The sequence below is a fragment of the Streptomyces sp. NPDC001231 genome, assembly GCF_042896885.1.
Lineage (GTDB): Bacteria > Actinomycetota > Actinomycetes > Streptomycetales > Streptomycetaceae > Streptomyces.
The window spans coordinates 174,828-196,169 of record NZ_JBIAXS010000016.1; the positions used below are offsets into that span (position 1 = coordinate 174,828).

General features: G+C 70.9%; 19 protein-coding genes, 4 pseudogenes and 1 riboswitch. Of the genes and pseudogenes, 12 read left to right on the forward strand and 11 right to left on the reverse strand.

The features are described from left to right. Positions 1-79: 79 nt before the first annotated feature. The 3 genes from ACFY3J_RS21010 to ACFY3J_RS21020 all read right to left on the reverse strand — a co-directional run bounded on the left by ACFY3J_RS21010 (position 80) and on the right by ACFY3J_RS21020 (position 4,255). Entirely contained in the window at positions 80-2,296 is a 2,217-nt protein-coding gene (locus ACFY3J_RS21010) for an NADP-dependent isocitrate dehydrogenase (protein WP_384176570.1), read from the reverse strand. A gap of 122 nt (positions 2,297-2,418) precedes the next feature. After that, positions 2,419-3,183, reverse strand: a complete 765-nt coding sequence (locus ACFY3J_RS21015) for a crotonase/enoyl-CoA hydratase family protein (RefSeq protein WP_390841450.1) — start codon at positions 3,181-3,183, stop codon at positions 2,419-2,421. 97 nt (positions 3,184-3,280) lie between these two features. Then, positions 3,281-4,255, reverse strand: a complete 975-nt coding sequence (locus ACFY3J_RS21020; RefSeq protein ID WP_384176895.1) for a YbhN family protein — start codon at positions 4,253-4,255, stop codon at positions 3,281-3,283. Positions 4,256-4,429: 174 nt separating this feature from the next. On the opposite strand from ACFY3J_RS21020, the gene ACFY3J_RS21025 reads away from it, so the two are divergent. After that, a complete protein-coding gene (locus ACFY3J_RS21025; protein ID WP_384176897.1) occupies positions 4,430-6,349 on the forward strand; it encodes an ABC transporter ATP-binding protein in 1,920 nt (639 codons plus the stop codon). 45 nt (positions 6,350-6,394) lie between these two features. On the opposite strand, the gene ACFY3J_RS21030 is transcribed toward ACFY3J_RS21025, so the two are convergent. Both ACFY3J_RS21030 and ACFY3J_RS21035 read right to left on the reverse strand, forming a co-directional pair. Continuing rightward, the gene (locus tag ACFY3J_RS21030; protein WP_384176899.1) at positions 6,395-7,033 is read right to left on the reverse strand and encodes a DedA family protein; all 639 of its coding nucleotides are present in this window, start codon (positions 7,031-7,033) and stop codon (positions 6,395-6,397) included. Between the two features lie 212 nt (positions 7,034-7,245). Further along, complete coding sequence (locus ACFY3J_RS21035; RefSeq protein WP_384176574.1) at positions 7,246-7,770, reverse strand: PadR family transcriptional regulator; 525 nt, start codon at positions 7,768-7,770, stop codon at positions 7,246-7,248. Between the two features lie 106 nt (positions 7,771-7,876). Here ACFY3J_RS21035 and ACFY3J_RS21040 point away from each other — a divergent pair, with 106 nt between their 5' ends. Then, entirely contained in the window at positions 7,877-9,244 is a 1,368-nt protein-coding gene (locus ACFY3J_RS21040) for an MATE family efflux transporter (RefSeq protein WP_390841451.1), read from the forward strand. A 40-nt stretch (positions 9,245-9,284) separates the two neighbouring features. On the opposite strand, the pseudogene ACFY3J_RS21045 reads toward ACFY3J_RS21040, so the two are convergent. Further along, positions 9,285-9,365, reverse strand: a pseudogene (locus ACFY3J_RS21045) (hypothetical protein); the annotation flags it as partial. A 98-nt stretch (positions 9,366-9,463) separates the two neighbouring features. Between ACFY3J_RS21045 and ACFY3J_RS21050 the strand changes: the two are divergent. After that, positions 9,464-10,219 carry a DUF6585 family protein gene (locus ACFY3J_RS21050; RefSeq protein ID WP_384176577.1) on the forward strand — a complete coding sequence of 252 codons (756 nt, stop codon included), beginning with the start codon at positions 9,464-9,466 and terminating at the stop codon, positions 10,217-10,219. A 97-nt stretch (positions 10,220-10,316) separates the two neighbouring features. Here the strand turns inward: ACFY3J_RS21050 and ACFY3J_RS21055 are convergent, their stop codons facing one another. The 3 genes from ACFY3J_RS21055 to ACFY3J_RS21065 are packed head-to-tail and all read right to left on the reverse strand — an operon-like array spanning position 10,317 to position 13,373. Continuing rightward, the gene (locus ACFY3J_RS21055) at positions 10,317-11,594 is read right to left on the reverse strand and encodes a hypothetical protein (protein ID WP_390841452.1); all 1,278 of its coding nucleotides are present in this window, start codon (positions 11,592-11,594) and stop codon (positions 10,317-10,319) included. Positions 11,595-11,640: 46 nt separating this feature from the next. Then, complete coding sequence (locus tag ACFY3J_RS21060; RefSeq protein WP_390841454.1) at positions 11,641-12,144, reverse strand: type II toxin-antitoxin system Phd/YefM family antitoxin; 504 nt, start codon at positions 12,142-12,144, stop codon at positions 11,641-11,643. 11 nt (positions 12,145-12,155) lie between these two features. Continuing rightward, the gene (locus ACFY3J_RS21065; RefSeq protein WP_390841455.1) at positions 12,156-13,373 is read right to left on the reverse strand and encodes an NUDIX domain-containing protein; all 1,218 of its coding nucleotides are present in this window, start codon (positions 13,371-13,373) and stop codon (positions 12,156-12,158) included. Positions 13,374-13,618: 245 nt separating this feature from the next. On the opposite strand from ACFY3J_RS21065, the gene ACFY3J_RS21070 reads away from it, so the two are divergent. The 3 genes from ACFY3J_RS21070 (at position 13,619) to ACFY3J_RS21080 (ending at position 15,100) form a co-directional block, all read left to right on the forward strand. Beyond that, entirely contained in the window at positions 13,619-14,440 is an 822-nt protein-coding gene (locus ACFY3J_RS21070; protein WP_390841456.1) for a helix-turn-helix domain-containing protein, read from the forward strand. Then, positions 14,437-14,622, forward strand: a complete 186-nt coding sequence (locus tag ACFY3J_RS21075; protein ID WP_384176587.1) for a DUF397 domain-containing protein — start codon at positions 14,437-14,439, stop codon at positions 14,620-14,622. The genes ACFY3J_RS21070 and ACFY3J_RS21075 overlap by 4 nt, the downstream gene beginning before the upstream one ends. 223 nt (positions 14,623-14,845) lie before the next feature. Next, positions 14,846-15,100 carry a hypothetical protein gene (locus ACFY3J_RS21080; protein WP_384176588.1) on the forward strand — a complete coding sequence of 85 codons (255 nt, stop codon included), beginning with the start codon at positions 14,846-14,848 and terminating at the stop codon, positions 15,098-15,100. Positions 15,101-15,401: 301 nt separating this feature from the next. Here the strand turns inward: ACFY3J_RS21080 and ACFY3J_RS21085 are convergent, their stop codons facing one another. Beyond that, on the reverse strand, positions 15,402-16,172 hold the full coding sequence (locus ACFY3J_RS21085) for a maleylpyruvate isomerase N-terminal domain-containing protein (protein WP_390841458.1): 771 nt from the start codon (positions 16,170-16,172) through the stop codon (positions 15,402-15,404). A 165-nt stretch (positions 16,173-16,337) separates the two neighbouring features. On the opposite strand from ACFY3J_RS21085, the gene ACFY3J_RS21090 reads away from it, so the two are divergent. The 5 genes and pseudogenes from ACFY3J_RS21090 to ACFY3J_RS21110 form a co-directional block, all read left to right on the forward strand. Continuing rightward, a complete protein-coding gene (locus ACFY3J_RS21090) occupies positions 16,338-17,231 on the forward strand; it encodes an Fpg/Nei family DNA glycosylase (protein ID WP_390841459.1) in 894 nt (297 codons plus the stop codon). Further along, positions 17,191-17,314, forward strand: a riboswitch (cobalamin riboswitch). (Overlaps the previous gene by 41 nt.) Positions 17,315-17,374: 60 nt before the next feature. Continuing rightward, the gene (locus ACFY3J_RS21095; protein WP_390841460.1) at positions 17,375-17,773 is read left to right on the forward strand and encodes a (2Fe-2S) ferredoxin domain-containing protein; all 399 of its coding nucleotides are present in this window, start codon (positions 17,375-17,377) and stop codon (positions 17,771-17,773) included. A gap of 383 nt (positions 17,774-18,156) precedes the next feature. Continuing rightward, positions 18,157-18,306 (forward strand): annotated as a pseudogene (locus ACFY3J_RS21100) (acyl-CoA dehydrogenase family protein); the annotation flags it as partial. Continuing rightward, the gene (locus ACFY3J_RS21105) at positions 18,303-19,379 is read left to right on the forward strand and encodes an enoyl-CoA hydratase/isomerase family protein (protein ID WP_390841462.1); all 1,077 of its coding nucleotides are present in this window, start codon (positions 18,303-18,305) and stop codon (positions 19,377-19,379) included. The pseudogene ACFY3J_RS21100 and the gene ACFY3J_RS21105, both read left to right, overlap by 4 nt. A 383-nt stretch (positions 19,380-19,762) precedes the next feature. After that, a pseudogene (locus tag ACFY3J_RS21110) lies at positions 19,763-20,230 on the forward strand (FMN-binding negative transcriptional regulator); the annotation flags it as partial. A 61-nt stretch (positions 20,231-20,291) separates the two neighbouring features. Here the strand turns inward: ACFY3J_RS21110 and ACFY3J_RS21115 are convergent. Next, on the reverse strand, positions 20,292-20,936 hold the full coding sequence (locus tag ACFY3J_RS21115) for a TetR family transcriptional regulator (protein WP_390841464.1): 645 nt from the start codon (positions 20,934-20,936) through the stop codon (positions 20,292-20,294). A gap of 182 nt (positions 20,937-21,118) precedes the next feature. Here ACFY3J_RS21115 and ACFY3J_RS21120 point away from each other — a divergent pair. Beyond that, positions 21,119-21,341 (forward strand): annotated as a pseudogene (locus ACFY3J_RS21120) (MFS transporter); the annotation flags it as partial. Between the last annotated feature and the right edge of the window lies 1 nt (position 21,342).

Below are 21,342 nucleotides of genomic sequence, written 5' to 3' on the forward strand. Positions count from 1 at the left end.
GCCCCGGCCGGCGGGATGCCGGTCGGGGCGGAGCGGTGAGGTCTGCCGGGCCCGGCGGTGTGCCGGAGCCCGGGTCGGCTCAGAGGGCGGCCAGCGCCTCGTTCCAGGTGGCCGACGGGCGCATGACGGCGGCGGCCTTGGCCGGGTCGGGCTGGTAGTAGCCGCCGATCTCGGCCGGCTTGCCCTGGACGGCGATCAGCTCGTCGACGATCTGCTGCTCGTTGGCGGCGAGGGTCTCGGCGAGCGGCGCGAAGGCCTCGGCCAGGCCGGCGTCGTCGGTCTGCTTCGCCAGCTCCTGCGCCCAGTACAGGGACAGGAAGAAGTGGCTGCCGCGGTTGTCGATGCCGCCGACGCGACGGGTCGGGGACTTGTCCTCGTTGAGGAAGGTCGCCGTGGCCCGGTCCAGGGTGTCGGCGAGCACCTTGGCGCGGGCGTTGCCGGTGGTCTCGGCGTACTGCTCCAGGGACGGCACCAGGGCGAAGAACTCGCCCAGGGAGTCCCAGCGCAGGTAGTCCTCCTTCACCAGCTGCTGCACGTGCTTCGGCGCGGAGCCGCCGGCGCCCGTCTCGAACAGGCCGCCGCCCGCCATCAGCGGGACCACGGAGAGCATCTTGGCGCTGGTGCCCAGCTCCAGGATCGGGAACAGGTCGGTGAGGTAGTCGCGCAGCACGTTGCCGGTGACGGAGATGGTGTTCTCACCGCGGCGGATGCGCTCCACCGACAGCTTCGTCGCCTCGACCGGGGACAGGATCTTGATGTCCAGGCCCTCGGTGTCGTGTTCCGGCAGGTACTGCTCGACCTTGGCGATCAGGTTGGCGTCGTGGGCGCGGCCCTCGTCCAGCCAGAACACGGCCGGGTCGCCGGTGGCGCGGGCGCGGGTGACGGCCAGCTTCACCCAGTCCTTGATCGGGGCGTCCTTGGTCTGGCAGGCGCGGAAGATGTCACCGGCCGAGACCGTCTGCTCGATCACGGCGTTGCCGGCCTGGTCGACCAGGCGGACGGTGCCGGTGACCGGGATCTCGAAGGTCTTGTCGTGGCTGCCGTACTCCTCGGCCTTCTGCGCCATCAGACCCACGTTCGGGACCGAGCCCATGGTCGACGGGTCGTAGGCGCCGTGGGCGCGGCAGTCGTCGATCACGGCCTGGTAGACGCCCGCGTAGCTGGAGTCCGGGATGACCGCGAGGGTGTCGTGCTCCTGGCCGTCCGGGCCCCACATGTGGCCGGAGGTGCGGATCATGGCCGGCATGGAGGCGTCGACGATCACGTCGGAGGGGACGTGCAGGTTGGTGATGCCCTTGTCGGAGTCGACCATCGCCAGCTCCGGGCCCTCGGCGAGCTCGGCGTCGAAGGAGGCCTTGATCTCGGCGCCCTCCGGCAGGTTCTCCAGGCCCTTGTAGATGCCGCCCAGACCGTCGTTCGGGGTCAGGCCGGCCGCGGCGAACGCCTCGCCGTACTTCGCGAACGTCTTCGGGAAGAAGGCGCGCACCACGTGACCGAAGACGATCGGGTCGGAGACCTTCATCATCGTGGCCTTCAGGTGCACGGAGAACAGGACGCCCTCCTGCTTGGCGCGGGCGACCTGGGCCGTGAGGAACTCGCGCAGCGCGGCGACGCGCATCACGGAGGCGTCCACGACCTCGCCCTTCAGGACGGGCACGGACTCGCGCAGCACGGTGGTGGAGCCGTCGTCGCCCTTCAGCTCGATGCGCAGCGCGCCGTCCTCGGCGATCACCGCGGACTTCTCGGTGGAGCGGAAGTCGTCGACGCCCATGGTCGCCACGTTGGTCCGGGACTCGGAGGTCCAGGCGCCCATGCGGTGCGGGTGGGTCTTGGCGTAGTTCTTCACCGAGGCGGGGGCGCGGCGGTCGGAGTTGCCCTCGCGCAGCACCGGGTTGACCGCGGAGCCCTTGACCTTGTCGTAGCGGGCGCGGATCTCGCGCTCCTCGTCGGTCTTCGGGTCGTCCGGGTAGTCCGGCAGCGCGTAGCCCTGGCCCTGGAGCTCGGCGACCGCGGCCTTCAGCTGCGGGATGGAGGCCGAGATGTTCGGCAGCTTGATGATGTTGGCCTCGGGCGTCTTGGCGAGCTCGCCCAGCTCGGTCAGCGCGTCCGGGATCCGCTGGTCCTCGGCGAGGTACTCCGGGAACACGGCGATGATGCGCCCGGCCAGCGAGATGTCACGCGTCTCCACCGCGACACCCGCCTGCGAGGCGTACGCCTGGACCACCGGCAGGAAGGAATACGTCGCCAGGGCCGGGGCCTCGTCAGTGTGTGTGTAGATGATGGTCGAGTCAGTCACCGGGTGCTCCGCTCCACGTCTGCAACATTGCTCGACATCAAGATATCTCGTGACGGTCCCCGGCTCGACAGGGGTCCGCCCCGGATCCGGAGGGTCGGCTCACTCGTTCCCGGGGGGCGGGCTCACTCGTCCGCGAACGAGCCGTGCCGTCCCGCCCCGGCGGCGAACCGGGCCGCGCCCTGAAGGCCCTCGGCCAGTACGCCCCTGCCGTGCCGGAGCTCCCCGCGCAGGGCCGACACCTCGTCCAGGGACTCCTGGTCCAGGACCGAGGCGCGGTCCGCACGCAGGCAGGCCTGGGGGAGGCCGGCGAGCCGGGCGGCCAGCCGCTCGGCCTCGGCGCGGGCACGGCCGGTGGGGACGAGCCGGTTCGCCAGGCCCATCTCGTACGCCTCCCGGGCCGGGACCGGCCGTCCCGTGAGGATCATGTCCATGGCGCGGCTGGTGCCGATCAGCCGGGGCAGCCGTACCGTGCCGCCGTCGATCAGCGGCACGCCCCAGCGGCGGGAGAACACACCGAACACGGCGTCCTCCTCCGCCACCCGCAGATCGCACCACAGCGCCAGTTCCAGTCCGCCCGCCACGGCATGGCCGGCCACCGCCGCGATCACCGGCTTGGACAGCCGCATCCGGGTCGGCCCCATCGGCCCGTCGCCGTCCTCCGCGACCCGGTTGCCCCGCCCCGTGCCGACCGCCTTCAGGTCCGCGCCCGCGCAGAACGTGCCGCCCTCGCCCCACAGCACCGCCACCCTGGCCTCCGCGTCGGACTCGAACCGGCGGAAGGCGTCGGCGAGTTCGGCGGCCGCCGGGCCGTCCACCGCGTTACGGGCCCCGGGCCGGGACAGGACGACCGTGGTGACGTACCCCTGGCGCTCGATCCGGACCGGCATGGCGGCGACCTCCTGCTGCGTGGTGGGAGGGCAGGTTACTCCTCGGTCACCTCGTGCGGGAGACGAAGATCCGCGGAGGGCGGGGTCGGAGCGGGCGTCAGATGACCTTCAGCCGTACCAGCGCCCCCAGCGTGAGCGCGCCCGGCAGCAGCGGCAGCCACACGGTGATGATCCGGTAGGCGACCACCACCGCCGTGGCGACCGCGGCCGGCCCGCCCGCCGCCACCAGCGCCACGACGAGCGCGGCCTCCACCGAGCCGAACCCGCCGGGCGTGGGCACCAGCGCGACGGCGGTGGTGGCCGCCAGGTACGCCAGCGCCATGTGCACGGACGGCACCGGCAGCGCCAGCGCTCGCCCCACGGCGACCAGTGAGACCGCCTGAAGGGCCGGGAAGGCCAGCGAGCCGCCCCACAGCGCGAGCGCCCGCGCCGGACGGCAGTGCACCGAGCGCGCCTCGCTCAGCGCGGTGCGCACGAAGGAGGCGACCGCCGCGCGCAGCCGCCGTACGCACAGCGCCGCTCCGGCGGCGGCGACCAGGACCGCGCCAACGGTGTACAGCAACGGACCGGCCACCCCGGAGGGCAGCAGGCCGCCGAGCCGCAGCGCGTTCGGGAACGCGAGGAGCAGGGCGGCGAGCAGCGCCAGCCGGGCGATGCTCTCCGCGAGCATGTACAGCGCGAGCGCGGCGGAGGACCGGGCCAGGGAGACCCCGCACACCGTCAGGAACCGCAGGTTCACCGCGCTCGCCCCGAGGCCCGTCGGCAACAGGTGGTTGGCGGCGCCGGCCGCGAACTGGGTGGCGAGCAGCCGCCGTCTCGGCAACCGCTGGACGACCGCGCCCTGCCGGGTGACGGCCGCCGCGACCCAGGTCAGACAGGTCGTGCCGACCGCGGCCAGCAGCCACGGCCACTCGGCGCTCCGCAGGTGCGCGAAGCCTTCGGCCAGCACCGACCGGTGCCGCACCGCGGCCACCGCCACGAGCAGCACCGGCAGCAGACACAGCACCTGGCGCAGGGGCAGGCGCCGCGGGAGCCGCCCTGGCCGCAGCTCGCGAAGTTCGGCCGCTGTCACATCCGGGGTCACATCCGGAGAGGGTTTCCCCGCCGCGCCAACAGCGGGTGGCGGAACCGAGGACGGAGCCTTACGAGCGGGAAGCGGGTCGGGAGGAGACGGAGCCGTCGGGGTCTTCGGGGTGCGCACATTGACCTCAACGACGCTTGAGGTTCTAGGTTCTTCTCCATGAGCATGGAGACCACCGCATGGACGCAGCTGCACAGCGTCATGACCGCCCAGCAGGAGCGGCGTCCGCTTGCCCGCGCGACACTGCGCCGTATCGGCGCGTTCGCCCGGCCCCACCGCCGCCGTATCGCGCAGTTCGTCGCCCTCGGGGTGGTGACCGCGCTGCTCGCGGTGGCGACCCCCGTACTCGCCGGGCGCGTCGTCGACGTGATCGTGTCGCGGGGCGACCAGGGCACGGTCGTACGCCTGGCCCTGCTCATCGCCCTGATCGCGGTGGCCGAGGCGGCGTTCGGCATCCTCGGCAGACGCCTGTCGGCCACGCTCGGCGAGGGACTCATCCTCGATCTGCGCACGGCGGTGTTCGACCATGTGCAGCGCATGCCGGTGGCGTTCTTCACGCGCACGCGTACGGGGGCGCTCGTCTCCCGGCTCAACAACGACGTCATCGGCGCCCAGCGGGCCTTCAGCAACACCCTCTCGGGCGTCGTCAGCAATGTGGTCACGCTGCTGCTCACCCTCGCCGTCATGCTCACCCTGTCCTGGCAGATCACTCTGCTCGCCCTCGTGCTGCTGCCGGTGTTCGTGGTGCCGGCCCGGCGGATGGGCAGCCGGATGGCCCGTATGCAGCGGGAGGCGGCCACGCTGAACGCGGCGATGGGCACCCGGATGACGGAGCGCTTCTCCGCCCCCGGCGCCACCCTGGTCAAGCTCTTCGGCCGCCCGGAGCAGGAGTCGGAGGAGTTCGCGGCCCGCGCCGGCCGGGTACGGGACATCGGCATCCGTACGGCGACGGCGCAGTCCGCCTTCATCACCGCGCTGACCCTGGTGTCCTCGCTGGCGCTGGCCCTCGTCTACGGCCTCGGCGGGTACTTCGCCCTGCGCGGCACCCTGGAGCCGGGCGCCGTCGTGTCGCTCGCCCTGCTGCTGACCCGCCTGTACGCGCCGCTCACCGCGCTCGCCGGGGCGCGCGTGGAGGTGATGAGCGCCCTTGTGAGCTTCGAGCGGGTCTTCGAGGTGCTCGACCTCAAGCCGCTGATCGAGGAGAAGCCGGACGCCCGCCCGGTGCCCGAGGGCCCCCTCGCCGTGGAGTTCGACGGCGTCCGCTTCGGCTATCCGTCCGCCGACAAGGTCTCCCTCGCCTCACTGGAGGAGGTCGCCGGCCTCGACACCCGCGACGGCGCCGAGGTCCTGCACGGCGTCTCCTTCCGCGCCGAGGCCGGGCAGACCGTCGCCCTCGTCGGCTCCTCCGGCGCCGGCAAGTCGACGATCGCGCAACTGCTGCCGCGCCTGTACGACGTCGACGAGGGCGCCGTGCGCGTCGGCGGCGTCGACGTCCGCGACCTGACCTCCGCGTCCCTGCGGGCGACCCTCGGCATGGTCACCCAGGACGGCCACCTCTTCCACGACTCCGTGCGCGCCAACCTGCTGCTGGCCCGCCCCTCGGCGACCGACGCGGAACTGTGGGACGCCCTGCGCCGGGCCCGCCTCGACGACCTCGTGCGCTCCCTGCCCGACGGCCTCGACACCGTCGTCGGCGAGCGCGGCTACCGACTGTCCGGCGGGGAACGCCAGCGCATGACCATCGCCCGGCTGCTGCTGGCCCGCCAGCGGGTGGTCATCCTCGACGAGGCCACCGCCCACCTCGACAACACCTCGGAGGCGGCCGTCCAGGAGGCACTGACCGAGGCCCTGGAGGGCAGGACCGCGGTGGTGATCGCCCACCGGCTGTCCACGGTGCGGGCCGCCGACCTCATCCTGGTCGTCGAGGGCGGGCTGATCGTCGAACGCGGCACCCACGACGAACTCCTGGCGGCGGACGGCCGGTACGCGGAGCTGCACCGCACGCAGTTCGAGCAGCGGGCCGAGGAGGCGCGGGAAGCGGGGGCGGCGCCGGAGATCGCGGTGGCCGGGGAAGCGGTGGCGTAGGCGACACCTGGTACTGGCGGCCGCCCGGTCACCGCGAGGGCGCTCTCATCGCGAGGGCGGCTGCCGGGTGTGCCCGGTACGCCGCGCCTGCACCAGCAGAGGCACCAGGGAGAGCACGACGAGCACGGCGACCATGACCAGGAGGTAGTCGCCGATGCGGGGGACCGACGCCCCCAGGACGTATCCGGCCAGCACCAGGCTCTGGGTCCAGAGCACGCCCCCGACGGTCGCCCAGAGCGTGAAGGTCCGCGTGGGCACGCCGAGCGCCCCGGCCGCCGGGTGCAGCACGGACCGCAGCAACGGGATGAAGCGGCCGATCACGAGCGCCTTGCCCTGCCCGTAGCGGGCCAGGAGTTCCTGCGCCCGCGCCGCCCGCTCCTTCAGCCGCCGGTCGGAGGAGCGGGCCAGCAGGGTCCGCCCGCCCCGCCGCCCGAGCAGGAACCCCACCTGCCCGCCCGCCACCGCGCCCACCGCGGCGCACACCAGCACCTGCCACAACGCCATCCGCGGCGCCTGGCCGTCGGTCTGCGCGCACAGCACACCGGCCGGGATCAGCAGGGTGTCACCGGGAAGGAAGAAGCCGACCACGACCAGACCCGACTCCGCGAAGGTCACGACCAGGACCCCCAGCGCACCGAAGGCGGCCAGCACCGAGGCGCTGTCCGTCGGGTTGACGGCGAACACCGTCATCGCCTCATGGCCCTCCTCACCGTGCACACGTCGGGCCCACTGCTGGATGAGTACCCAGGCCGTACCACGCGGCGGTACGGCCGGTCGCGGAGTCGAACTCAGCAGACATCGCAGGCATCACAGACATCAGGTGATGCTCGACGTCCACCGTCTTTCGGCGTTGAGGTCGAGCCGCACACCGGAAGCGGTCCAGGGGGCAGCTTCGCTCAGCTCTCCAGTCTGCCGATCGCCTCGTCCAGCCACTTCCTCTCTTCGGCTCCCGTGGCACGGGCGATGCGCAGCATGCCCTGCCGGAACAGGTCCGGTGCGTCCTCGGCCCGTACTGGCTCACCGTCGCGGTAGAAGAAGCTCGCCGGGGTGTCGAGGAACGTTCGCCGGCGACGAAGGACGGCCGCCTGCTCGGCACGGTCCGGAAGGTGCCGCAAGAACGCGAGCAGCGTGAAGAACCGCTGCCCATCGGTGATTTCGACTTCCTTGGGGCTCCTCAAGCGCTCCAGAAGCTCGGCACGGCCCGCCTCCGTGAGGGACAGCGTCCGGCGGTGCGCGGCACCGGCTCCGGGCTCGGTGCGCTGCTCGATCAGGCCCGCCTTCACGAGTCGGCTGATGGCCGGATAGAGCGCGCCGTCGCTCACGGGGCGGATGTGACCGCTGAGGCCTTGGATGCGCGCCTTCAGTTCGTAGCCGTGCAGGGGTGCTTCGTGGAGGAAGCCCAGAATCGACAACTCCAGCATGAACCGGTCCCCTTCGGCGCCACCCGCGCGCTTGTCCGCTCGGCGCCGCCATGCTATCTCTTTTCGCTGTACCTCGAATCGAGGTACAGCGAAAAGAGGGGGAGTGATGAGTGCAGCGGAGCACCGGCGCAGGCTGGTGTCGCTCGCGCTTCCGGTCTACTTCGAGCTTCTCGCCGGGGTCATGGCCGGAATCATCAACATGGTGTGGGTGGCCCGGCTCGGTGGGCAGGCCGTCGCCGCGGTGGCAGTCGCCACGAATGTCGAGAACCTGCTGCTCGGCGTCATCCTTGTCGCCGGCTCCGGTACGACCGTGCTGGTCGCACGGGCCAGGGGGGCGGGGGATCCGACGGCGCTCCGTTCCGCCGTACGCGGCGGCTGGGGGCTGTGGGCACTCGTCACACCCGTCGTCGCCATCGGCGGATACCTCTGCCGCGTGCCGCTGGCCCACCTCGTGCTCGGCGGCGACGAAGGCCGTTCACTGGCCCTCGCCACCGGGTACTTCTCGATCGCGCTGCCCGGGATCGCGGTGTTCTTCGCCACCAACGTCGTCGACGGCATCCTCAAGGGCACGGGCGACACCCGCACCCCGATGAAACTCTCACTGCTCGCGAACGGGCTGATCCTCGTGCTGGATCCCCTGCTCATCCTCGGTCTCGGACTCGGAGTGCGCGGGGCGGCGATCTCCACCGTGCTGGGACGGACGGCCGCGCTCGTGTGCGGTTTCCTCACGCTGCGCCGAAGCGGCGCACTCCCGCGGACTGGCGGAGGAACCTCGCTCCGTATCAAAGAACTGGGCACCGACGCGCGCAGGACGGCTGCGACCGGTCTGCCGATGTCGGCCGACTTCGTCGTCAGAATGGCCGGGGCACTCGCGCTCGTCGCCGTGGTCGCCCGGGTCGGCGTGAGCGACGTCGCGGCGTACGGGATCGCGACCAAGGCGATGTACGTCGCCACGATGGCCTTCTACGCGGTGCGCCAGGCCGCCGCCATCCACACCGCCCACCAACTCGGAGCCGGGCAGGACGAGCGCCGGACCATCGGACGCCAGGCGCTGCTCCTGGCCGGGGCGCTGGGGCTCGCGGCCGCCCTGGCCCTGCTTGCCACCGGACCGTGGATCATGCGCTTCTTCGGCGCCGGGGGCGAGACGGCCGAGGCGGGAACGCTCTGTCTGCGCTGCGTGGGACCCTACTTGGTATTGCTCGCGTGCTTCATCGCACTGGGCGGCGTGTTCGAGGGCAGCGGCGGCAGCCCGGCGCTTGCCCGGATCACCTCGTGCGGAGTGGCGCTGCAACTGGCCCTCGCGTACAGCCTGTCGGGGTGGGGCCTGCCAGGCATCTGCTCGGCCATGGCGCTGTCGATGGCGTTGCAGTGCGGAGCCGTCGCCAGGACGTACAGGCGCACGAAACAGCCCTGGCCGACGGGAGGTACCGAGAGCCGGCCGAAAGCCCCGGCCGGGGACCCCCGAGCTCCGTGACGAACCCGCCCCATGCGCTCCGCGCGAACGCGAGCTGGGGGCCGCCGCGTTCCTTGGAGTCCCGTACGTGCAGGGCGGTTGCGCCGACGGCGACCCCAAGGGCATTCGCCGCCTTCCTCACCGCTGTAACTGCTCAGGAGGCCCCGACGTGTACGAGCGTCGGCCCCGACCGCAGAATGATCGCCGAATCTCTGATCACTACGGCGAGGAGCACGGCTCATGGCAGGACCCACCGCTCAGCAGGACCCCGGGCAGACAACAGCCCATGACGCGGCGCCCCCGGGGACCGAAAGGCTTGGGCAGCTGCGGGAGACGTTCCTGCCGAAGCGCATCGGCACCGTGCGGATAGTCGCCGTCCTGTTCATGGGAATCGTCTCCCTGATCCTTCCTCCCCTCGGCGCCTACTTCATCTGGCTCGCCTTCAAAACGCCCAACCTCTCGCGCAAGCAGGCCGCCCGCCGACTGCACCTCTTCGAGCACGGCCTGGCCGAGGTGGGAAAGAACGGCGAGGTCTCCGTCTTCCGCTGGGACTCGATGACGGTGCTCCAGGAGATCACCGAGCGGTACGCAAACGGCATCTACGTCGGGACCACCTACGTCTACACGCTCTACCGCGAGGACGGAACGACGCTCAAGGTGACCGACTTCTACGCCCATCCCGAGCGCTGGGGCCCGGCGTTCCAGCAGGAGATCACCCGGGCGCAGCTGCCCGGGCTGCTCTCCGGGCTGGAGCAGGGCCGGACCCTGGCCTACGGGAGCCTCTCGGTGAACCTGGGCGGTGTGGCCACGGCAAAGGGCAGCCTGACCTGGGCGGAGATCGAGAAGATCGAAATCTCCCAGGGAATGCTGGTGCTGCGCAAGCCCGGCAAGAAGCTGCCCTGGGCCCAGGTGCAGGTCAAGAAGATCCCGAACCTCTTCCTCCTTCTCGCCCTCATCGACCAACTCCGATACGGCGGCCCGCACCAGAACGCCTGACCACCGGAGCAGGGGCAGCGCCGGGGGGCCGCTCAGAGCGGCCCCCCGGGCGCTGTGTAGCAGCGGGCAGTTCCCGGGTTGCGCCCCGGCCGCGCGGTCAGATCCTCGGCGGCCGGCATCCGTAGCCTGCCAGGGGAAGCCCGATGTACGTACGCAGCCCTGCCTGAGTGACCGGAAGTCCGTAGGTGGCCAGGTTCTCGCCGATGTCACCCGCCGTGTTCCACCATCCCTCGCCGAGGTCGGCGAGGGCATGCAAAAGCTGCTGCTGGGGGCGGGGGAGGCGCTCGTACGGGGGGCGGGGCTCGGGCAGGGGGCTGGGGAACAGGTCCGGCAGGACCGCATTCGCCAAGAACGCCCTGTCTGACGGGTCGATGGATGGCAGGCAGGCGGCGACTGCGGCGCGCGAGGCGGGGGAAGGCGGGAGGGCCAGCAGGGTGTCGGCGGTGTGGCCGTGGAAGTCGCCCTGGTTGTAGTCGGTCGCGGGTACGGGCGTAGGGGCCGCGCCCGCGGCAGCGAGTTCGGCAATGGCCCGGTCGAGGAGCCGGGCGTCGAGTTCCGCGTCGGCGTTTCGGGCGGTCTGGGCGATGGCGGTGGCTGCTGCCCAGCGCACGAGGCTGTTCTCGGCGTCCAGTTCGGCGGCGAGGGTCCCCGCGAGAGCGGTCGTGCCGAGGATGCCGACGGCTACGAGTGAGGTGGCTTTGGCGACGGCATCGTGCTCGTGGGCGGCACGGTCGAGCAGGAGCGGCAGGGAGGTGTCCGCCAGGTCGGGAAACCAGGCCAGCAGGTAGGAGGTCCGGGTTCGGATTTGAGGGTTGTCATCGTCGAGGAGGGTGAGCAGGGCGGGGAGCTCGGCGAGGACGGCGTCGTACGAACGCATCGAAGAGTCACGCAGGTCGATCGGATTGCCGGCCGCCAGCCAATCCCGGGTGCCTTGCAAGTCCCGGCGTCGCTGCTCGTCCTGCTCGGTGGCCAGAGCCTCCTCGTACAGGGCGAGGAGCTTGTCGGAGGAGTTCTCGGCGGCCTCCGCGCGCCAGGCGGCGATGTCGGCCCCGTCGATGATCTCGCGCTCCTCGTCCCCGTTGACCGCGAGGCCGGTCAGGAGCCTCAACGCGAGCTCACGCGCCGACCTCGGGCCGCCGAGAGCGATCCGGGCAAGGAACGGCACCACATGCGGAGATGCCTGACAGCGGACGCCCTGGTGCGCGAGATGATCGAACAGGCCTCTGAAGGCCTCCTGTTGCGCCTGTTCGTCGTCCCCGCACAGGGCGCGCAGTCGGCCGGGGACATCATCGGCCGCCCCGTAGGCGTGGTTCAGGTTTGCCCAGCCCACTTTTTCGTCCAGGTCAGCCAGCAGGTTGTCGTCCGCAGCGGTCACGGCCGCATGATGTCAGAGCCCTCCGATAAGCGGCTCCGGCTCGCAGTCACTGCTCGCCGAGCGGTGGCCGGCGGGCCAGGAATTCTTCGAATGCCGCTGCCTGCTTGGGGTCCATGTATCCCTGGCGCTCATGCATGGCTCTGTCCTCAAGCCACGCCGCCTCGTCGGCGGTCAGTTGCACGGCCACCACCGTCCCGCTCCGGACGAAGCTCACGCGTCTGCCGTCGGCCCGCACGTACCGGGTGTAGGGCCCGTACTCCTGCGGATCGGCAGGCGGCTCGATCCGAAGCCGACCGACGTCCCACCTCGGCTCGTTCGCGTCCTCCGCTTCTTCGCCCTGCGGTATCGGCGCGGGCGTGGCGAAGTCGGCGCGGGCCCAGTGCTCCAGCCGGGCCACCACCCTCGCCGGGAACAGGACACTCACCGGTACGCCGCCCTCGGTGAGCACGACGCGTTCGCCGGTGGACTCGACCAACGAGACGAGGTGCTCGTAGTCGATCGGGTCCGGGGCGTACCGACGCTCGACAACTGTCTTCACGACATCGTCCATGGAGCTGGACGCTACCGGGAGGGGGTCGTGTTGTTCGCCTTCCTAGGCGGCGGTGTTCGGTTTGCGTACGGAGTGAAGTGAGCCGGTGCATGATCGATGGGCGGCAAGTCCGGGCGCCAGGACGTGAGGATCTGGGCGCTGCATACGAAGAGTCCCTGGGGCAGCTCGTCCAGGGCCCACCAGCGCCAGTCGCCCACGCTCTCGTGCGGCTGGTCGGCGGGTTCGCCCTGCCAGGCCGTGACGACGGCGCCGACGGTGACGCGTACGACGTCGTCGACGTGGTCGAGGAGTGTGCCCAGCAGAGTCACGTCCTCAGAGCGGGCGTGGAGCCCGGTTTCCTCGGCGAGTTCGCGTACGACGGTGGTTGGGAGGGATTCTCCGGGCTCGACGGTGCCCCCGGGCAGCTCCCAGGTGCCGTGCCGGTGCCGTCCCAACAGCAGGCCCCGCTCACCGAACACGATGGCCCCGACGCCGATCGCGGCGTGGGGTACGGGCGGGCGGGCGGTCCGTGGACGACTGGTCACATGAGGTGGGCTGGTCCTGTGCTGGCGTCGGGCTTGGACGAGTTGGAGTATCACGGGGTTGTCGGGTTCCGGTGCGGTGAGGAGTTCGACCCCTTCCACCCGGAAACCGTGCTCGGACAGGAGGTCTTCCCAGAGCTGCGGAGTGAGCACCCACATCCGGGTGGGGATGGGCTCCCCGTCGCGCAGCCGGATCAATTCCTGCCGGGACACCACCTCGTTGGACGGTCCTTGTGCGTCGGCGTCGGTGTGGAGGGCGGAGAAGACGAGGGGCGCGCCGTCGACCAGTCCGTCCCGCAGGGCCGGCAGCAGGTGGTGCGGGTCGATGCAGGCGAAGGTGCGGATGCCGTAGGCGGCCTCGTACGGTTCCGCGCGACGCAGATGCTCGGCGACGTCACCGCAGAAGAAGCGGACTCCGGGCTCGCTGCCGTGAGCGTTCACTGCGCGCTGGTGCTGGGTGGGGGACAGGTCGACGCCATCCACGAGGGCGCCGTAGTCGCGGGCCAGGTGGACGGCGTGGTGTCCGGGACCGGATCCCACGTCGAGGATCCGCTTGCCGCGGATGTCCCCGAGGATCTCGGCTCCGGGACCCACACCGGGCCAGAATCCCCAGTCGATGCGGTCCGGTACCGGCGGTGAGTAGCCGTAGTCCAGCTGGCGTTGACCGTAGATCGTCCAGCTCTGTTCGTATGCGGGGCGTGCCGTCAAAGAAGGACTCCAAGTCAGCTTCGTCGCAGCGATGGCCAAGCTCAAGAGTCTCAAGAATCGCTGATCGTGACCGCAAGTGACGCCACCGCAGTGTCTGTCCCGGTCTCGCGCGGATGCTGTCCCGCTGCCCGTACAGGCCGTCCTGTACTGGTTCCAGCCGTGCCAGGCACGTAACCACTGCTCAAGGTCGAGCCGTTGTACTCGTTGCAAGAGGTGACGCGGGTGTGACAAGGGGGTCGTCATTCATGGCAAGTGGCAGTGCGCTGGATTCGTCCGGCAGTATGAAGGCGTTCGGGGCGGCCCTGAAGGTCTTCCGGGAACGGGCCCTGCTGACGCAGGAGCAACTGACCGAACGGCTCAACTACTCGCATGCCTCGGTCGCTTCGGTCGAGCAGGGCCGGCGGATGCCCACCGCTCACTTCATCGAGCGGGCGGAGGAGGCACTGGAGTCGTTCGGCGTGCTGCGCGCGGTGGCCCGGCACGTGGGACGGCAGCGGGGGCTGGCGGTCTGGTTCCGGGAGTGGGCGCAGTTGGAGGAGACGGCGGTCAGCCTGTGCACGTACGAGTGCCGGGTCGTGCCGGGGCTGCTCCAGACCGAGGCCTACACGCGCGCGGTGATGCTCAACGTGCCGCCTCCACCCACGGAGGAGCAGTTGCAGGAGCGGATCGCCGCCCGGCTGGCGCGGCAGGACCTGTTGACGCGCAGGCCGCCGGTCGCGTTCAGTTTCATCGTCGAGGAGTCGGTGCTGCTGCGGCACACGGGAGGTGAGGAAGTCACCCGGGAACTGCTCGACCACCTTCTCGTCCGCACGGAACTGTGGAACGTGGAGCTGCAGATCATGCCTTTGCGGCAGCCCTACCACGCGGGTACGGACGGGCCCATGCAGCTGCTGGAGACCCCGGAGCGCCAGTGGCTGGGGTATTCGGAGGGGCAGAAGACCGGGCAGCTGGTTTCCGACCGGGAAGCGGTGAGCGTCATGCAGATGCGCTATGCCAAGATGCGCTCGCAGGCTCTGTCCCCCGCGGACTCGGCCGAGTTGTTGCAGCGGATGCGAGGAGCGCTATGAACACCAACAGTGAGCTGGAATGGTTCAAGAGCAGCTACAGCGGGTCCGAAGGCGACAGCTGTGTGGAAGTCGCCCTCGCTCCCGGAGCCGTGCACGTACGCGACTCCAAGCAGAGTGACGGGCCGCGATTCGGGGTCGCCTCCTCGACGTGGGCGGATTTCCTCGGTTTCGTGGCGGAGTAACCGTGTGTTGTGGGCCGCAGCCTCTCGCTGCTGCACCACTTCACGGTCTGGAGGGACGGACGACGACCTCGCTGCCCAGTGGTGTGTAGCCGGCTGCGAGGAAAGCCCGAAGGGATCGAGCGTTGCCTGGGGCGACAGCGGCGAAAACCGGCTCACCGGCGGGGAGCAAGGTGAGCGCGTCACGCAGGAGGGAGCGACCGAGCCCAGCCGCACTGCTACCAGGGTGGTTGAGTTCAATGCTTATCTCGCGCCGTCCAGCCAGGCCGTCGGCCAGTGTGACAAGGCCGCGTTCATCTCCGTAGACACGGACGTCGGTACGCAAAGCCCGAGCACGGCGAACACGTGGGTGGTCATCGACATCAAGACGTTCGGGCAGGCGGCGAGGGGCCGGCGAGCCACGCGCGACGAGTGTGACGTCGACGCTGTCGATCCACCCCTCGCGACCGGCGAGGTAACGCAGGAAACCAGGAGCCATTGAAGCCCCGTAACCGTCTGGTCCGTGAGCCTGGACGTCGGAAGTGGACAGGGCGGTGGCGATCACGGCGTGCCCGGTGAAGGCGACCGAGCACTCCAGCCCACCCGGCAGGGGCGGAAGAACTGTTACGCGGCCGTCTGCAGGCGGGAAGCGTCCGTCGGCAGCATTGAGGAACATGCCCAGCAGTGGGTGAGACTCGGCCATGACGGTCCACCCTACGAGGGGCTGTTCGCCGTGGCAGCCACACCCGTTGGGTGAAGCGCCGGCAGGCCGTGGGCCAGGTCGGCCCGAAAGCAACGATCGCTCAGTAGCCGCCCAGGAGGGTCCGTACCCTGCGCAACGCCTCCGGGCCCGCGGTGCTGTGACAGCGGGTGGGTTCGGCGGGGCGGCGGCCCCACAGCAGCAGGACGCGGGTGGCCGCGTCGCTCTTGAGCGTGGCCGGGCCCTCGGGGGCGGCGAACCGGATCGTGCCGCCCTCGGCGTCGGCGGTCACCACGATGTCGTCCGTGCCCGGGGTGCGCAGGCGGCCCTCGACCCGTCCCCCGGGCCCCAGGTCCAGACCGGCGCGGCCCCGGACCAGCAAGGGACGGCCGACCGACACCACGCTGTGCTCGGTCATCCACGGCTCGCTGAGGGACTGCACGGCCGTCCGGTCGTCGCCGGTCAGGTCCCAGCGGTGGAGGATCATTTCCTCACGCATGTGTTCCGCGAAGAAGGGGACCTTCACGGAACGGCCGGTCCACATCACCTCGGTGTCCGGGGAGAGGTCCTGCGCGGCGGCCGCGGCGATCTCGGTGAGCTGTTCACAGTTGGTCATGAACGCCGCCCAGAGCTCGGCGTCCGACATCCGCCGGTAGGGAGCCTCGCGCTCGAAGCTCCTGGTCTCCACCGGTGTGCCGGCGAGGAATGCTCGCAGCACGCGGGCCAGTACCTCGGCGTTCCCCGTCTGGTGGACCAGGACGTCACGCACCGTCCACACCTCGCACCACGTGCCGTCGTCGGGCCTTCGGCCCTGCACGGCGTGGACGAAGGGAGCCAGCTCGGGCAGCGTGTCGTCGACCTCGGACGGGATCACGGGCCATGGGTATCCCGGTCGAGCCGTCCGTCGAACCGGCGAGCGTCCGATCGGAGGCATGACGCCTCGGAGCAGGGGGCCGAGCGCGTGGGCTCGTCCTCCACGGGTACCCGTCAGCGCGTACGGCGGTCTGACGACCGTACGACGAAGAGCCCGGACGCGCGCATGCCCGAACTGCCGGATGTCGAGGGATTCCGCGAGGTGCTGATGACCTGCGGCCGGCAGCGGTGTGTCACGGACGTCGAGGTGCGGGACACCGGGGTGCTGCGGGGTGTCAGCGCGCAGCGGTTCCGGAGGGGGCTGAAGGGGAGGCGTCTGGGGGAGGGGTGGCGGCACGGCAAGTGGTTGTTCGTGCCGGTGGATGACGGCGGTCGCGTACTGGTCTGGCATTTCGGTATGACGGGATCGTTGCGGTGCTGTGCCCCGGACGAGCCCCTCGCACCGCACGACCGCATCGTGCTGACGCTCGACGACTCCCGGCACCTGCGCTACCGCGATCAACGCAAGCTCCAAGGTGTGCAGTTGGCCGACGACGCACAGGTCGCACGGATCACGGACGGTCTGGGGCCCGACGCCCTCACACTGAGCGGAGCGGAATTGCGGAAGCTGCTGTCGGGACGACGGCGTGCCATCAAGAGCGCGCTGATGGACCAGTCCGTGATCGCGGGCCTCGGGAACCTCCTGTGCGACGAGATCCTCTGGCGGGCCCGGGTGGCACCGCGGACCCCGGCACGGGACCTGAGTGATCCGCGCTTCGGCGTATCCACGCGGGGATGGGCCGGGTCCTTGAGACATCCGTGCGCGCCGGGTGCGTGCCACCGCGTCGTTCCTGGCTCACCGGGCACCGGGACGACCGCGAGCCGACATGTCCTCGCTGCGGGTGGCCCCTGTGCTCGAACCGCGTCGGCGGACGCCGCACGGTCTGGTGCCCCCAGTGCCGGCAATGAGCGAAGCGACCGTTCCCCAGTGAGCGAACGGCAATGGGATGATGGTCGGCGACATAAGGCGACGGCGGTCCGAGGAAGCCGGTGTGAATCCGGCGCGGTCCCGCCACTGTGACCGGTGAGCGAGTTCCGGAAGGCCACTGCCCCCGCCCGGGGTGGGAAGGCGGGACGAGTGACGACCCGGGAGCCAGGAGACTCATGCGGTCGCCTCCTCGATCGACACCGGGGCGGATCTCCCCGGGAGGGGAGTGGTGCGGCGTGTCCGAAAAGCCGACGGACGAGGCGCCGGACGGTGCCGTGGCGGGGAGCGGTCCGGTGCCGTGCCGGGTCGTCGTGTGCCGGGACTGCTGCTGCGGCAGCCCCAAGGTGGCCGGGGTCGATCACGCGGCGCAGACCGCGCGGCTGCGTGCGGAGGTGCCGGTGCGCATCTCCGACTGCCTCGACGTGTGCGAGCAGGCGAACGTCATCGTGGTCCAGCCGTCCGCCGCGGGCCGGACCGCCGGTGCGCGACCGGTCTGGCTCGGGCTCGTCAACGATGCGGACGCGACCGAGGACATCGTCGCCTGGGTACGCGCCGGTGGCCCGGGAGTGGCTCCCCTGCCGGACATCCTCGACCTCTACGCCATCACGCCGCCACGGCGTCCCACGGACTCCTGAGGCCCGCACGCGCGGGGAGGTCCGCACGCGCGGGGAGGTCCGCACGTGCGAGGAGGCCGACCGTCGTCACCGGCCGGGAAACGGGCGGGCCTCGGCCGGTGTGACTGCCTCGCCGGCCTGTACGCCGTGCAGGATCTGGGCGAGCACCTCCGCCCCGCGTACCACCCGTGGCCCCGGCCGGCCAACTGCTCCGACAGCCCGAGTTCGGCGACGATGTCGGTCGCGGCGGGCAGCAGGGAGACGATGCACATACCTCGACTGCAGGAGGCTCCAGGACCCGAGGACCGCGCGGATCCGCCGATTCCGACGCCCGGTGTGCACGGCGTGCACGGCATGCACGGCGTGATCGCGCCAACGCGCACCAGGAACTCGGTCGCCGACCGGCGCTCCAACCGCACGGGGGCTACGGCTACCTCGGCGAGTACGGCCTTGAGAAGATCGTCCGTGACCTGCGCGTCCATCAGAACCTGGAAGGAACCGACGAGATCATGCGTGTCATCGTGGCCCGCGGCCGGACGGAGGCGTTCGGATGACCGCCGCCGAGGAACCCGTCCTGTTCCACACCGACGGGCGGGCCGCCCACATCACCCTCAACCGGCCGAAGGCCCTCAACGCCCTCAACCGCGAGATGGTGCGCCGTATCGACGAGGCGCTGACGGCCTGGGAGCACGACCCGGCCGTGGAGACCGTGGTCATCACCGGCGCGGGGGAGCGCGGCCTGTGCGCGGGCGGTGACATCCGCGCCATCCACGACGACGTCCGCGACCGGGACGGCACCGCCTCGGCCGCCTTCTGGCGCGACGAGTACCGCCTCAACGCCCGTATCGCCCGCTACCCGAAGCCGTACGTCGCCGTCATGGACGGCATCGTGATGGGAGGCGGCGTCGGCGTCTCCGCGCACGGCAGCGTCCGGATCGTCACCGAGCGCTCGCGGATCGCGATGCCGGAGACCGGTATCGGCTTCGTCCCCGACGTCGGCGGCACCCATCTGCTGGCCCTCGCCCCAGGGGAACTGGGCACCCATCTCGCGCTGACCGGTGCGCAGATCGGCGCCGGCGACGCCGTGCTCTGCGGGCTCGCCGACCACTACGTGCCGTCAGCGGCCCTGCCGGCCCTCGTCGACGACCTCGCAGGCACGCCCGTACGGGAGGTGCTGGCGCGCCATGCCCGACCGCTGCCGCAAGGGGAGTTGGAGGCGCAGAGGGAATGGATCGACCCCTGCTATGCCGCCGGGACGGTCGAGGACATCCTGGGCCGGCTGTTCGACCACGGCGAGCCCGCCGCCAAGGAGGCGGCCGAAACCCTGCTCACCAGGTCACCGACCGCCGTGAAGGTCACCCTGGCCGCCGTGCGCCGCGCCCGCCGTCTCGGATCGCTGGAGCCGGTCCTCGACCAGGAGTACCGCGTCTCCTGCGCCGCCCTGAGCAGCCCCGACCTGGTGGAGGGCATCCGCGCCCAGGTCATCGACAAGGACCGCGACCCGCGTTGGTCCCCCAAGACCCTCGCCGAGGTGACCGACGCCGACGTGAACCGCTTCTTCGCCCCGCTCGGCGACCGTGAACTGGGCCTCGCCGGCCCTGGCACCACCGCGGAGGCGGCCCGGTGAGCAGGACCGTGGCGTTCATCGGACCCGGGCACGTGGGCGCCTCGCCCGTGGCGTGACGACCACGCGGTCACGCCGGTGCCGGGCGGCCGTCGGCGGCGACGGGCCCCTCCTCGGCCACCCCGTGACGAAGCACCTGCGCCGAACCGAGCAGCGCCTCGACCACCTCCTCCAGGTCGAGTCGCTTCTCGACCGAGCGCAGGTGCGGCAGCCGCGCCGCGGTGCTGACCCGGGGAGGGTGCTGGGCCTGATGGCGCTGTCGGTGGAGGGCCGGCCCGCCGCCGTCCGCATATCCGTTCGTGCTCGACCGGCACGCCTGGCCCTACGGCAAGCCGCGCGGGCATCTGCCGCGGGGCAACCCGATCTGAGAGGCGCTCGCCGGCAACGTCGAGGTGGTGGTGGCGTTCCTGGGGCCCAGCGCCTACATCTCGCCCGACCACTACGCCAGCCGGCCGCACTTCCCCACCTGTGCCTGTGCGGCCGTGCACGTCATGGGACGGCCGCGGCTCCTGGACGATGTGCGCGCCCTGCGCCTGCTGGTCGACCTGATCGAGGATCAGGAGAGCAGGCTCGCGCCGAAGCGGCCCTGGTCGCTGCCACGTCGGGCGAGTGCGCTGTTCGACGAATATCTCCGGCTCATCCAGGGGTTCGAGATTCCGATCGGGCGCATCGACGGCGTGTACAAGCTCGGCCAGAACAAGTCCCCGGTCGACATGACGGCCCAGGCGAGTGCCTTCCGGGAGCGCGGCACGGACAGCATGGACCGGCTGGCCGACTACATCGAGCGGCACAACAACCTGTCCGGGCCGGAGCCCGGCCACGACGCGGCGAAGCCCGCGGACCAGGCGGACTGACCCGGCACACGACGGCAGGACGACGACGGCGCCGCCTCTTCGGAGGCGGCGCCGTCGTCGTTCACTTCTGCGGGGCGACCCCCGCCAAGCCGTGGCGCAACAGGGCGAAGGCGTGGTCGGCGTCGGCCACCGCTTCGGAGTAGACCTCGTCCGCGGACCGGCCGGCGACGATGCGCTGCCAGTTCTCCGACGCCAGGATGCGTTCCGTGGCGATCACCTGGCCGGCCAGCAGGGCCGCGGTGATCTCGCGGCCCGTGTCGAGCGCGTCGACCAGGGTCCGGGCCAGCGCCTCCTCGGCCTGGGCCAGGTACTGGCTGACGCGCGCCACGAGACTCGGCGTGGAGTAGACGAGGCTGTGGAAGGCCAGGACGCCCTCGTCGTCGTTGAGCCCCGTGATGGGATCCCGCGCCGCCAGCCCGTTCAGGAAGTGCTGGTGCAGGGCGTCGATCGCGGTCATTCCCGGGGGCCGCTCCGCCACGACGGAGCTGCTCACCGTCTGATGGTCGGCGAACCGGTGGACGACCAGGTCTTCCTTGGTGGGGAAGTACTTGAACAGCGTGGGTTTGGAGACCTCGGCCACGGCCGCGATGTCGACGACCGAGACCTGGTCGAACCCGTGCTCCAAGAAGAGCGTGATCGCCGTATCGGAGATCGTCTCTCGCGTTCGCTGTTTCTTGCGCTCCCGCAAGCCCATCGGCGCATTCACCAGGCCATCCTAGCACATCTCTTACCCAGGCAATCAGATTACCGAGTCTGTGAATTGACTTGGTTAATTTATCTGCTCCAGTGTCCGCCAGCGGAACACGGACGGGACGGGTCACCGCCCCTGGTGTGACGGAAGGGCGTCAGGGCACGGCACAGTCAACAGCGGCCTCCACGGAGAGGTCGGTGCGCTACCGGTGGTGGGGGCTGGGGGTGATCGCCCTGGCTCAGCTGATGGTCATGCTGGACATGACCATCGTGAACATTGCGCGTCCCCGGGGCCCAGCAGGACACCGGGATGTCGGACGCGAGCCGGCAGCGGGTGGTGACCTCCTACATCCTCGCCTTCGGCGCACTGCTGCCGCTTGGCGGACGAGTCGGCGATCTCGTGGGCCGCATGCGCGTCTTCG

Coding starts and splice junctions, on each gene's coding strand:
- ACFY3J_RS21015 (WP_390841450.1), bottom strand. CDS start 3,183: ATGCCGGTCCGGATCGAGCGCCAGGGGTACGTCACCACGGTCGTCCTG.
- ACFY3J_RS21040 (WP_390841451.1), top strand. CDS start 7,877: ATGAGTGCAGCGGAGCACCGGCGCAGGCTGGTGTCGCTCGCGCTTCCG.
- ACFY3J_RS21075 (WP_384176587.1), top strand. CDS start 14,437: ATGAACACCAACAGTGAGCTGGAATGGTTCAAGAGCAGCTACAGCGGG.
- ACFY3J_RS21090 (WP_390841459.1), top strand. CDS start 16,338: ATGCCCGAACTGCCGGATGTCGAGGGATTCCGCGAGGTGCTGATGACC.
- ACFY3J_RS21050 (WP_384176577.1), top strand. CDS start 9,464: ATGGCAGGACCCACCGCTCAGCAGGACCCCGGGCAGACAACAGCCCAT.
- ACFY3J_RS21070 (WP_390841456.1), top strand. CDS start 13,619: ATGGCAAGTGGCAGTGCGCTGGATTCGTCCGGCAGTATGAAGGCGTTC.
- ACFY3J_RS21105 (WP_390841462.1), top strand. CDS start 18,303: ATGACCGCCGCCGAGGAACCCGTCCTGTTCCACACCGACGGGCGGGCC.
- ACFY3J_RS21035 (WP_384176574.1), bottom strand. CDS start 7,770: ATGCTGGAGTTGTCGATTCTGGGCTTCCTCCACGAAGCACCCCTGCAC.
- ACFY3J_RS21060 (WP_390841454.1), bottom strand. CDS start 12,144: ATGGACGATGTCGTGAAGACAGTTGTCGAGCGTCGGTACGCCCCGGAC.
- ACFY3J_RS21025 (WP_384176897.1), top strand. CDS start 4,430: ATGGAGACCACCGCATGGACGCAGCTGCACAGCGTCATGACCGCCCAG.